At 46.3% G+C, this 11892-nt stretch carries 10 protein-coding genes and 1 tRNA gene; 5 read left to right on the top strand and 6 right to left on the bottom strand.

The genetic code is table 11. From position 1 onward, the window contains the following. Positions 1-596: 596 nt before the first annotated feature. The 3 genes from J0895_RS11640 to J0895_RS11630 form a co-directional block, all read right to left on the bottom strand. Entirely contained in the window at positions 597-1076 is a 480-nt protein-coding gene (locus J0895_RS11640) for a hypothetical protein (protein WP_207088255.1), read from the bottom strand. A 465-nt stretch (positions 1077-1541) separates the two neighbouring features. Next, a tRNA-Ser gene (locus J0895_RS11635) sits at positions 1542-1628 on the bottom strand. A 75-nt stretch (positions 1629-1703) separates the two neighbouring features. Beyond that, a complete protein-coding gene (locus J0895_RS11630; protein WP_207088254.1) occupies positions 1704-2636 on the bottom strand; it encodes a TIGR04168 family protein in 933 nt (310 codons plus the stop codon). 575 nt (positions 2637-3211) lie between these two features. Here J0895_RS11630 and smpB point away from each other — a divergent pair. Next, the gene (gene smpB, locus J0895_RS11625; RefSeq protein ID WP_207088253.1) at positions 3212-3679 is read left to right on the top strand and encodes an SsrA-binding protein SmpB; all 468 of its coding nucleotides are present in this window, start codon (positions 3212-3214) and stop codon (positions 3677-3679) included. A 95-nt stretch (positions 3680-3774) separates the two neighbouring features. Here the strand turns inward: smpB and rpsU are convergent, their stop codons facing one another. Then, positions 3775-3957, bottom strand: coding sequence for a 30S ribosomal protein S21 (rpsU, locus tag J0895_RS11620; RefSeq protein ID WP_015149204.1), 183 nt, complete (start codon positions 3955-3957; stop codon positions 3775-3777). 243 nt (positions 3958-4200) lie between these two features. On the opposite strand from rpsU, the gene J0895_RS26380 reads away from it, so the two are divergent. From J0895_RS26380 to J0895_RS11610, 3 genes are all read left to right on the top strand, one after another. Continuing rightward, complete coding sequence (locus J0895_RS26380; protein ID WP_277989825.1) at positions 4201-4332, top strand: hypothetical protein; 132 nt, start codon at positions 4201-4203, stop codon at positions 4330-4332. Between the two features lie 657 nt (positions 4333-4989). Then, a complete protein-coding gene (locus J0895_RS11615; protein ID WP_207088252.1) occupies positions 4990-7677 on the top strand; it encodes a bifunctional diguanylate cyclase/phosphodiesterase in 2688 nt (895 codons plus the stop codon). A 413-nt stretch (positions 7678-8090) separates the two neighbouring features. Continuing rightward, positions 8091-9137 (top strand): acyltransferase family protein, encoded by a 1047-nt coding sequence (locus J0895_RS11610; protein ID WP_207088251.1) that lies wholly within the window; start codon positions 8091-8093, stop codon positions 9135-9137. A 38-nt stretch (positions 9138-9175) separates the two neighbouring features. Here J0895_RS11610 and J0895_RS11605 read toward each other — a convergent pair whose 3' ends face one another. Together J0895_RS11605 and J0895_RS11600 are read right to left on the bottom strand one after the other, a co-directional pair. Continuing rightward, entirely contained in the window at positions 9176-10324 is a 1149-nt protein-coding gene (locus J0895_RS11605; protein ID WP_207088250.1) for a glycoside hydrolase family 10-like protein, read from the bottom strand. 127 nt (positions 10325-10451) lie between these two features. Continuing rightward, positions 10452-11726 carry a glycosyltransferase family 4 protein gene (locus J0895_RS11600; protein WP_207088249.1) on the bottom strand — a complete coding sequence of 425 codons (1275 nt, stop codon included), beginning with the start codon at positions 11724-11726 and terminating at the stop codon, positions 10452-10454. Between J0895_RS11600 and J0895_RS11595 the strand changes: the two genes are divergently transcribed. Then, on the top strand, positions 11703-11892 hold a 190-nt coding region (locus J0895_RS11595), incomplete at its 3' end, for a hypothetical protein (RefSeq protein ID WP_207088248.1). The genes J0895_RS11600 and J0895_RS11595 overlap by 24 nt on opposite strands.

Below are 11892 nucleotides of genomic sequence, written 5' to 3'. Positions count from 1 at the left end.
TAGTGAAACCCTTATTGCGTCATGGCTTAAGTTTAGAAGCTATTGCTGAATCGTTAGAGTTGCCATTAGATTTAGTTCGGGAAGCTGCCGAAGATAGTAATATTCAGGAGGATTAACCCCTCTACATCTCAGGAGGAATAAGTAGAGCGGTTTCCAGAGTTATTGGCGTATATTTTTTTGGAGTGCGAGCATCTTGCTCGCTATTCTTCAAGCGAGCAAGATGCTCGCACTCCTACTCCTAATCGCATCTGTACCTCATGAGTCTGGGAACTGCTATATGAGTCAGTTTTCCTATGTATTGTACCTCATGAGTCCGGGAACCGCTATATTTGTCTAGGGTTTTTCTAACTATGTCCACAGAGTTGGCGCAGTTCCGTTCCCGTAACGGTTTGGAGCGAGGGGTGGGAGGGTGCGATTAACCGCCTCTTAATGCAATTTCTACAGTTATTCGCGTAATTCTTGGGAGTGCATGATGCTGACAAGCCGGTGAGGAGTGCGAGCATCTTGCTCGCTATTGTTAAGAAAGCGAGCAAGATGTGAAGCCTACGGCACGCTCCGCGAAAGCACTCCTTATAGCCTTTGACCCTTGAATGATGTTAATCTTCCTCAATGACAGCGGAGATTTCCGTTGCCATATTGATTAAAAAGGCGGCAGAATCTGGCTTCCCATTTTCGGTCAGCATTTGAGCAATTTGGGCGAGAACTTGTACGAATCCTCGGTCCACTAAATCGGAGTTTTTATCTAAAAGTAGGGCGACTTCTTCCCCGGTTTTACAGGCTAAGATTCCCTCAATGATTTTAATATATGCCTCAGTCCGATCGCTGCGATCGGGGTTCATCATTTCTGTGGTTTGTCCAAAGGCGAGTTTTAATTGTTCGGCTAAATCCCCTAAAAAACTAGCTGCGTCTTCTTCCCCTTCGGTTTCTGCTCGGGCGGCTGCCTGTTCTAAAATGTAGATAAATTGAACATCGACTAACTCTTCATTCTGTCGGAGAATCTCGATTTCTTCTCCTTCGGGACAATCTAATAATTTTTGAATGAGTTGGATATAAGCCCTGATCCGGTTATCAGTCATCGGGTTTTTTTAGGATTTTACTCTTCTTATAGTATGTCAAAATTGACCCCAACTAGGGAAGAATGTTGGGGGGAAGCAGTAGAGGCGCGTTTGGATGGGGGATTAACGACTGATACCAAATCCGGTTGGTAAAAGTAGTAGGGTGGGCACTGCCCACCTTCGTCCTGTAGGTGGGCAGTGCCCACCCTACAATAATTGCTACTATTGAGCCCGCGTAGGCCTGTGCTGAGTAAAGCCTGCCCTGAGCCCCGTCGAAGGGTCGAAGTGCGGGCTTTGTTCGTGTAGCCCCACCCTTGAGGACTCTGTTGGCGAATCAAGAAAGAGACCTCTCCCCAAACCCCTCCCCTAAGAGGGGATGGGCTTTCCGGCTCCCCCTGACCTCTTAGGAGAGGGGGTGGGGGGGTTAGGTCTCCCGTTAACCAACAGAGTGCTTGAGGGTGCGGGCTTCTCTTGAGGTTTAATCAACGGAGAGGGGGAGATTCGAACTCCCGGAACCCTTGCGGATTCATCTGATTTCAAGTCAGACGCAATCGACCACTCTGCCACCTCTCCAGTGCGGCTTGGTATTATCTTACCCCGAGTTGTCTGGAATTGAAAGAGTCAATGGGGGAAAAAATGCGATCGCCCCTAGGCTGAGGTAGCAACGGATTCCGGGTATTGTTGATACAGCACCTCTTCCGAGGCGACTGCGAAATTTTGATCCACCCAAACCAGGGAGGCGCGAGTCACAGTATTCCCTTGTAATTCAACGAGGGAAAAGTTGCGTAATTGACCTATCTCTGTAGGGACAATCCGGGGGACGCGGGCCGCATTCAGGTAAACAGTGCCATCGGGGGTGGTATGCAGGGATTTACGCAACTGGGTTTGAGTGTGGCGGAGGCGGTGGTGCATATGTCCGAAGGTGACGAGGGGGATGGTTTTGCCCATTTTGCGGGTTTGGGCGATCGCATCGGCAAAATCGGGGTCCCCAAAGTCACCTCCCAGGGGTTTCCAATCTTTGCCACAGGGGTCTTCAGGCTGATCGCCCAAGCCTTTGGGTCCATTGTGGCCCAGAAAAATGATCGTATCAAAGCTGGCGCGTTTAACCGCTGCCATAATGCGATCGGTAGACTCCACAAAACTGCTAACATCGCAGCGATCGCTATAAAAATCTGCATATTTCCATTCCGACCCTCCCCAGGTAAAAGGACGGGACCCCACCACCGTTAACCCAAATTCTGGAAAATCTAACTTGCCATACCCCACATGAGTCTCGCCGAGGATATCCAGTTGGGACTGGACCCAATCCTCACTCCGGCGATTGTAAGGGCAGGTTTTGCGACCCCAGTCCGTCGCAGTGAACCAAGCGTCATGGTTTCCAAGGGTAATGGCTTTGGGAATATCCAAGGCGGCGATCGCCCGGACAATCGGCACTGACTCATTCCCAAAATCCCCTACAAACAGCGCTAAATCAACCCCGAGTTGGGTCAGCGCTTCCCCATCGGCGGCTTCCCATTGTTCGTGTACATCCCCAACAATGGCAATTTTAATCTGACTTTTGTGATTATTGTGTCCGAACATCCCTGTTTCTCTCGCTGCTCTTTATCTAGGATAGGCAATAGAGCGCCTGAATGCGAAGAAACTCCAGCCTTTAGCTTGTTTAAAATTAGGGATGAATCGTAAATCCTTGCTCTACATCATGGGTAGAGTATGAGACCCCAGGGACAATCAACCGGGTTTTTAGCCCAAATTGGGTGCCAATCTAGAAAAATTCTTCTGAAAAAACCTGCTTTGTAACCTTTATGGTATCCCCGGACTAGAGAACGACTGAAGTCGTTACTACAAACTGGGGGGAACGACTTGGAGTCTGTGGGTTCTGGGTTGGTTGGTTCGGGATCGGGGCGATCGGGTTAGATTTATCTTAGGGTATTCCAAAAAATAAATCATTCCTATTCAGTTTTTAAAGGAGTAGGGTGGGCAATGCCCACCTTCTGTTCGGTGGCTTCACCACCCTACAATTGCTATTTTATTTTTTGGAGTTCCCTTAGTAGGCTGTTAAAAACGATAGGCTAGAAATAACACAAAGGCGTTCAGGCTAGTTTTTAGCTGAATCGCCTTTCGTTGATCATAGAATAAGTAGAAACCAAGAAATACAGATGGCGCAACAAAGCGAAGGGATCAAAATAGTCAGTGATAATCGTCAAGCCCGTTTTTTATATGAGATTCTGGAAAAATACGAAGCGGGGATTGAATTAAAAGGGACCGAAGTTAAATCGATTCGGGAAGGGAAGGTGAATATCCGAGATGGGTATGTCTTGTTTCGGGATGCCGAGGCGTGGCTGCTGAATGTGAATGTTTCCCCCTATCAGACGGCCAGTGTCTATTTTAACCATGAGCCGACCCGGAGTCGGAAGCTTTTGCTACACCGCGATCAAATCCGCAAGTTGATTGGCAAGGTGGAGCAGAAAGGCTTGACAATGGTACCGACAAAGATGTATCTCAAGCGTGGGTTAGTTAAGGTAGAGATTGCTCTGGTTCGAGGCAAGCAACTCCACGATAAGCGAGCGGCGGTGAAGGAACGGGACCACAAGCGGGAGATAGAACGGGCGTTAAAGCAGTATTAGCGTTTCTAGCAAACTGCTTCCCGCTCCCGGACTATCTAATGCAAAGGCTAATGGCAAATAATGACCCCCGCTCCGATGAGCGGGTTGAGGGTCTTTTATCTGGAATATCTGCGTTTGCGGCGGCGTGCGATTTCTTTGCGCTTACGCTTTTCTAGGGGAGTTTCAAAGTGACGCTGACGCTTCATGTCTGCATAAATTCCCTCTTTTGCAACTTGACGCTTAAAGCGGCGCAGTGCAGATTCGATCGCTTCATTTTCGCCGACAACGACTTGAGTCATCCGGTATCCTCCTGAGTATCAACAATAAGATGGGCGGGTGAAATGCGCTTTACCCCAACTCGGGTAAGCTTGATATTCCAGTCACGGAAATAGCTGATGGGGGCATTCCTCCCCTGTCGAGCCGTTTGCGAGGGTGGGGTTCACAATCGAAGGCTCGCAGATCGGAGTACAAAGCCGCCCAATCGCGCTTTGTCCACAACTGGCTATCTGTTTTGAATTGGCTTTAAAACCCGATTGTGTTTGTTGGCTTGTCTGTATCGCAACAAACACGACAATCAAACTTTATCTGCGAAATATATTTTAACACAGAATGCCTCGGGTTCAGGAAAAATCCTCGATCGCCAGTCCTTAGCCAAGGCGATCGCCGCTACCTAAATTGTTCTCTACCCAAGGGTTGAGTGCAAGCGGGCGATCGCCTCACGCATTCAGAGAAATCGGATTTTACCATGAGAATGGGGATTACTTTTCTCTGGATATTTCTGTGATGACGCAGAACCCTGGAGTTCTGTACAGCCAGGGTACGGTTCAGGAGCCTCACCGGACGGTTTAAATGCAGGGTTTGCAGGGGAAACAAGGCGGGCGGATGCTGGAAGGGGCAGTGCGGGGTCTTTACCGGATAGCCCAGGGGAGGATTCTTGGCCCTATTATTAGGATCCGGGCCAATTCCCGTCCGGGTCAGGGATGAGGAGCCTCGGCTAGTTTCTAGAACCCAGGGGCGATCGCATCCTGGAACACAAGAGAGGGAAGCGAGTCGCTTTACTAAAAAATATTAAAACAATGCCACTATTGTCATCGTTTCTGCTTAAAACTCGTAACATTAACATAAATACTTTCGAGTTGGGTAATCGGTAAACCAATTGACCTGTAACGCCTAAGATAAAAGGTAACCGGGAATAGAGTGGCCCTCGGGCTTCTTTACTTCAAAATTTTCATAGGCAGTAGTTAGCTCATACATTTTAGCATTTAGGCCAAACACCGGGTCCGGATATCCCCGGTTACAATTACAATGCTAATCAAGGGGAGAAATCAGTAATGATTCGTAGAAAAATCAAGCGCAATTCAGGGCCAATATTAGATCTAGAAAATTTATTAAATCGGATTGCTAGTCGAATTCGTCAATCTTTAGAATTAAATGCAATTTTAGAAACTACCGCCCGAGAAATTCGCGCTTTTTTAAATACCCATCGGGTCAAAATTTATCGATTTGAAGAAGATGGCAGCGGAGAGGTGATTGCGGAATCTATTCAACGCGATCGCTTACCCTCTATGTTGGGGCTGCGGTTTCCCGCTACGGATATTCCCGAGAAGGCACGAGAGTTATTTATAACAGCCCGTCAACGGGTGATCGTAGATGTGTCATCTGGACGCAAAACCACTGAAGAATTCGATTTTGCAGACAATGGAGAAAGTATCAGCCGAAGAGGTATCCGCTATTGGCCCGTAGACCCCTGTCATGCGGAATATCTGAAGAATATGGGGGTATCTTCTTCTTTAACCATTCCGATTCTCAACCAACATCATCTTTGGGGATTGTTGGTGTCCCATCATGCTAAACCGAGAAGATATTCAGAACGAGAAATTAAGATTGTCCAATTGCTGGTGGATCAAATGTCGATTGCGATCGCCCAATCAGATTTGTTAAATCGCACTCGCCACCAAGCTCGGGATGAATCGGTCCTCAATAAAATTAGCGGATTGCTGCACTCACCTTTAGACCTCAAAAAAATTCGCCAAACTGTTTTGAAAGAAACCGTTATCGCCTTACGGGCAGATTCAGGCCGACTCTATATCAATCCAGACATGACCGGGGCAGTAGCTCAAATCTATACTTATGGGGTTCAACCTAGTATTGCTTGGATTGAAGAAACGGACTGTTGGCAACAGTTGGTTAACGGGAGTGAACACATTGCGCCTCCGGAGACCAAGCCAGGGACTCATCAGAAGGAAAATCTCTCTCCCGGCGAACCGGCACTCATTGATGATTCTGGACTCGATTTACCCTCTAATTTAAACGGAAATCGTGAATCCGACTCGTTCCCAAACTCTCTCGTTTATCTGCCTAGTGTCAGTATTGGTAATCTTTATCAGACCCGAGCTTTTAATCCCTTAGCTCCAGCTTTTAAAACTACTAAGATCCGCTCAATCTTGATTATTCCTTTAAAATACAATAAACAATATTTAGGGTGCTTGACCTTGTTTCGTAGTGAAATTGAAACAGAAACTTTATGGGCGGGACGAAATGATTTAGATGAACGTAACCAGCGACCGAGGGCCTCCTTTGAAGCGTGGCGAGAAATTAAAAAAGGACAAGCAAAAATTTGGAAAATCGAAGAAATTAAACTGGCTGAATCCGTGGGGACTCATCTCTATATGGCTGTGATGCAACGGCGGGTTGAAAATTTGATTCGTCACGAAGCTTCTCACGATCGCCTAACCGGGTTAGCCAATCGTCTGCTCTTTAATGAGCGCCTTTCTTTGGCCCTCGCAGATACCCAACACCGGGCGGAAATGCTCGGGGTGATTTTTCTAGATTTAGATGGATTTAAAACCATTAATGATACCCTCGGTCATGCTCTTGGAGATTTGCTTCTCAAAATTGTCGCCGAACGGTTAAGTGCTTCTTTGCCCGAAGAAGATATGCTGGCGCGTTGGGGCGGGGATGAGTTTACCTTTTTAATCAATCATTTAAGTTCCGCTGAAGATGTCACGGAAATTAGCAATAAAATTTTAAAGTGTTTTAACGAACCTTTTCATTTAGAGGGTCAAGATTTTTATGTAAAAGCCAGCTTAGGAATTGCCTTAGCTCCTTATGATGGAGAAGATGTAGAAACGCTTTTAAAAAATGCCGATGCAGCCATGTATCGGGCCAAGCAACAAGGGAGAAACAACTATCAGCTTTACACCCCAGCGATCGGTACAAAAGCATTTGAAAGACTGGTTTTAGAAACCAGTTTGCACAAAGCTTTGGAACGGGACGAGTTCCGGATGTATTATCAACCTCAAATTGATTTAAAAACCGGACGAATTGTCAGTATGGAAGCGCTGATTCGTTGGCAGCATCCAGAACTGGGGTTAGTTGCCCCGGGTGAATTTATTCCCCTGGCAGAAGAAACGGGTCTAATTTGTCCCATCGGGGCCTGGGCGATCGAAGCCGCTACCCGGCAAAATTACCAGTGGCAGTTAGGCGGACTTCCTCCGATTGGGATGGCGGTCAATTTATCGGCGCGTCAGTTTCACCAACAAAATTTACTGCAAGAAATCGCCAATATTTTAAGCCAAACCCAACTTTCTCCTTGCTATTTAGAGTTGGAAATTACCGAAAGCATTGCGATGAAAGATGTTGATTTAACGATTTCTCTCTTACATGGATTCCAGGAAATGGGAATCGGTATTGCCTTGGATGATTTTGGCACAGGATATTCCTCTTTATCGTCCCTGAAGCATTTTCCTTTAGATAAATTAAAAATTGACCGTTCGTTTATTCAAGATGTCACCAATCAGCCCCATGATGCGGCTATTATTGAAGCCATTCTCACCCTGGGGCATGGTTTAAAATTAGAGGTAATCGCTGAAGGAGTGGAAACCTTAGAACAGTTGAATTTTTTGAAGTCCGTGAATTGCAATACGGCCCAAGGCTATTTATTTAGTAAGCCAGTTCCCGTGGAAATTGCCACCGAACTATATCGACAGTCCACGTTTTCCTTCCATCTGAGTTCATAGTTTCTCCAGAAAAAAATCCCCGTTCCGATCACCAGAACTCCCCCGGTTATCCCGGGGTTGGACCCGTCGAGTTCTTTGTCCGGGCTTCTTTTGGGTGGCGATCGCCTCCTCATATACAAACATCGAGTTTCACCTTTCCGGTTTATTGCAAGTTGAAGTTTCTACCCTATAATATAAACAGCCTAGACCCCCCAGGGGGATAGTTCGTCTTATACTCCTTGCTACACAGACCAGTTGAATCGGTTTTAGCGCGTTACGGATTCACGGATCTACCCCGGTATCCAATCGCCTTAAGCCGTTTTAAATGATTCTTGAAAACAGAAAAGCTGGGGCATTTTAGAGCCATGCAACTGGGAGATTTCCCTTCGCCCTGAATTGTCACAGAATACTCTATCCGATAGGATTGAACGAATATGGGTGAAAGATTTTATTTTCCAAAGCTTGATGCCATTCGGGGAGCCGCCTGTTTTTATATTTTAATTCATAATTTCATTTACGGATTATATGGTTTAGAACTCGTTCCTTATTCTATAAAACTAATATTTTCTGCTGGACAAGAAGCCGTCATCGTCTTTTTTATTCTAAGTGGATTTTTGGTCCGAATCTCTTTATTTCGTCAGCCTAAATTGTCTTTTCGCAAATACTTAATTAAGCGATTTAGAAGAATCTATTTTCCCTTAATTATTTCCATGCTGCTTTCTGTTATGATTTTGGCGTGGAACGGAACGCTTCTCCAGAAACTATCCTGGGTAGACATTATTGGTAATTTTTTGTTACTCCAGGATTTTGGGAGTGTGAAACCCGGGACTTGGTTTTACCCCTTTTTAGGGAACCTCCCCCTCTGGTCCTTATCCTATGAATGGTGGTTCTACATGATGTTTTATCCGCTCATTCATTGGGTTGTCAATCCAACACAGCGGATTTACTATATCCTATTATTTTCGGCAGCTTCTTATGGAAGTTATGTACTCTTACCTAATCAAATTTCTTTAATTTGTTCTTATTTTATTGTGGGTTGGGTGGGGGTGGAAATGGCAAACCTTTTTTTAAAAGATAGGACATTTACTTTTGAAAATATGCGACCCATCTTACTTTCTTTGTTAGGAATGGTGCTAATTTCACTCATTCCCTTGTTGGGCGAATCGGAATTTAAGCCCGGTTACTATCCTTTTTTAATGTTTCGACACTTTTTGGCGGCTTTTTTACTGTTGGCGGGCGGGCTGTATTGGTATCGCCATAAACTGATTTACTTTAATCACATCTTAGGCTGCTTCTCCATTTTAGCTCCCATTTCTTATGGAATTTATATATTTAGTTATCCCATTTTAGTTCAATGGGGTTTAAATTCTAGTTTGCCGAAAAATTGGGCATTTTATGGATTAAATTTGATAATATTAATCGGCCTTGCTTATCTAACTGAGCGCAAGTGGCAACCAGCGATCGCCCGCTGGATTAAATAGCCCGATCGCCCGTCTTGCCACCCCTCCTAAACTCTCTCCTAAAACCGATTTTTTAGCCAATCTAACCAACCGGGACCCCGGCGGTTTGTTCTCAAAGACGGCGGATTAGCCACCCCTTGAGTTAACTCTAAAGAAGTGGGAAATGGCACCGGACTACTATAGCGCGATCGCAGCGGTTTCGCTAAAGCATTATCATCTTCCCGTAACCCTTCATAGAAAAATAACACCTCTCCCGGAAGCCCACAAGCCCGATTATAGTCGATCGCACTTAACAAATATTCTGGACTGATCCGATATTTCCCTAACTTAATTAATATCCCCGGAGAAATTCGCGGTAACTGTGCTGAAAAACAAGGGCTTTTCACCATTTGATTAACCAGGCGTTGATAACTCTTAAAATCCCGGCGATAAATCTGAGGATGCATCAAATCCGTCAGTCCTCGGTTCAGCCAGGTTTGCGAGTCTTGCAGATATTCATTCAAACACCAAGGATAAATATTAGGGGAAAGAGAAACCAACAAATTGGGATTAATCGCCTTAATTTGTTGATAGAGTTGCGATAAAAATTCCGTGAGTAAATCGGCACGCCACTGCAACCACTGGGAGTCTTCGCAATTCGAGGGCGGATCAGACTGAAAACTTTGGCGGTAAAGGTTGCGGGTAAATTCATCATAGCCCCCTTCTCTGGGTAATGCCGGGAGGCGATCGTCGCCTTGGATACCTGCGATCGGGTAATTCTGAACCACTTCTAAAATTAACTGTAACAGGAAGTTTTGAACCTCTGGGTGCAGTGCATTCATCCACTCAAACCCATTTTTGTTGAGGAGATTTCCTGAGAGGTCCTTGGCGGCCCATTCCGGTTTTTTTTGCAGCAACATTCCCCCATTGGACTGATAGGAACTGGCAAATCCATATTCAAACCAGGGAATCACGGCAATCCCACAGGAATTGGCCGCTTCGATGAGTTCAGCTAAGGGGTCTCGACCTTGATACAGGGGATCAATTTCCATGCCAAAGGTCTCCCTTAAAACTCGACTGGGATAGAGGGTTAATCCTTTGGTCCAAACCACGGGAAAAACTACATTAAATCCCGTCTCAGCAAGAAAGGCGACTGCTTCGTTGATTCTTTCTTTGGATCGGAAAACTTGACTATCGGTGGTCGTCATCCAAACGCCGCGTATTTCCATGATATTTTTCGTCAGGAGTGAGGAATCAGGGGCTATCGAAAAACCCCGTAGGCGGGTTTAAACCTACGGGGTTAGAAGGAATGCAGGAGGTTAATCAGGGGAGAAAAGTTCCTCCAAAAACCCAGTCCTAAGCGATCGCTTTTTCCAGGTGCTGTTCCATGAGGGTCTCTGTCAGCAGTTCCAGATAAAGTTCGCTGAGTTGTGTGGCGACTCCATCCCAACTAAAGAGGTTTTCTACTCGTTGACGGGATGCTACGGCGAGGCGATCGCCCCAGGTGGGATTGGACAGAATCCGATCAATGGCTTCCGCAAATGCTGTATCATCCTGGGGTGGACAGAGTAATCCAGTTTCTTCCGCTTTCACACTATATTGTAATCCGCCCACATCGCTGGCAATCACCGGCGTGCGACTCGCCATTGCTTCGATCGCCACTAATCCAAAGGGTTCATAATGACTGGGGACGACACAGATATCGGCTGCAGCGTAATACTGCGGCAGCAAATCATCCCAGATCCGTCCCGGGAAATGGGTAATCTCTCGTAGACCTAACTCGTCCACGATCGCCTCAATGCGATCGCGCTCAATGCCATCACTTTGACCCGGACGGGAACCGCCTGCAATAATTAAACTTAGATTGCCATTCTGAAGCGATTGCGATCGCCCCACGGCCCGAACTAAAGTTTCGATTCCCTTGCGTGAGTCAAACCGACCCACATATAACACCACTTTTTTTTCAGGCGCAATTCCCAAGGCGGATCTCGCTTCCGGCTTTTGAATCGAACCAAAGCGGTGGATATCTGTCCCACAGGGAATAATCTGGATATTCCCCTTTTGGGATACCAAGGTTCTGATATGTTCTTGTTCCTGGGGAGAGGTGGCGACAATCCGTTCTGCAGTTTCCAGGACTGCCTTCTCTGCCCCTAAACGGGTGGTGGCGATCATCGGAATGGTGGTAATTGATTTATACTTAACAGCGCCCAAGGAGTGGTAAACGTGGACTTGCTTAACCCCTTGTTTTTTCTTGAGTTCCATTCCCACCCAGGCGGAGAGCCAGTAATTGGTGTGAACTAATTTATATTCTATACCTGCTTGCTGTTGAAACTGAATCAACGCCTCAACAAATGTCGGTAAATACTCAAAAATCTCTTGCCGGGGGACAAAGGCTTCTGGGCCAGCCACTAAGCGAATGGTGCGGCAATTCGGTGCGTGTTCTACTACAGTTGGGTCTTCTGCATTAGCCTTGCGGGTAAACAGATCAACTTGCCACCCTTGCTTGGCGAGTGCCTCACCGACTTGACGGACGTAAACGTTTTGTCCACCCGCCTCTTCTTTCCCGATTTCTACAGCGGGGTCGCCGTGAACTGAAATTAGGGCAATGTGTTTGTTAGCTTTTACGGCCATAGTTTTCTTTTCACCAGAATTCGACAACAGCACAAAGTAGTCCGACGCGATCGCCTGCTCGTGCCTTATTATTTAGAACCGCGAATGTTGCAGCTTTTACCCGAATCTAGCGCTGACATTCAGGAGAGATTGTTGACACTCCCGATGTCTAAAGACACGGGGATTC

Origin of the sequence: Phormidium pseudopriestleyi FRX01 (assembly GCF_017313335.1) — a bacterium.
Taxonomy (GTDB): domain Bacteria; phylum Cyanobacteriota; class Cyanobacteriia; order Cyanobacteriales; family Laspinemataceae; genus Laspinema; species Laspinema pseudopriestleyi.
Note: the sequence above shows the minus strand (reverse complement) of the source record. Positions and strands in the feature narration are given on the sequence as shown.

Coding starts and splice junctions, on each gene's coding strand:
- J0895_RS11600 (WP_207088249.1), bottom strand. CDS start 11,726: ATGGCCGTAAAAGCTAACAAACACATTGCCCTAATTTCAGTTCACGGC.
- J0895_RS11615 (WP_207088252.1), top strand. CDS start 4,990: ATGATTCGTAGAAAAATCAAGCGCAATTCAGGGCCAATATTAGATCTA.
- smpB (WP_207088253.1), top strand. CDS start 3,212: ATGGCGCAACAAAGCGAAGGGATCAAAATAGTCAGTGATAATCGTCAA.
- J0895_RS11630 (WP_207088254.1), bottom strand. CDS start 2,636: ATGTTCGGACACAATAATCACAAAAGTCAGATTAAAATTGCCATTGTT.
- J0895_RS11610 (WP_207088251.1), top strand. CDS start 8,091: ATGGGTGAAAGATTTTATTTTCCAAAGCTTGATGCCATTCGGGGAGCC.
- rpsU (WP_015149204.1), bottom strand. CDS start 3,957: ATGACTCAAGTCGTTGTCGGCGAAAATGAAGCGATCGAATCTGCACTG.
- J0895_RS11640 (WP_207088255.1), bottom strand. CDS start 1,076: ATGACTGATAACCGGATCAGGGCTTATATCCAACTCATTCAAAAATTA.
- J0895_RS11605 (WP_207088250.1), bottom strand. CDS start 10,324: ATGGAAATACGCGGCGTTTGGATGACGACCACCGATAGTCAAGTTTTC.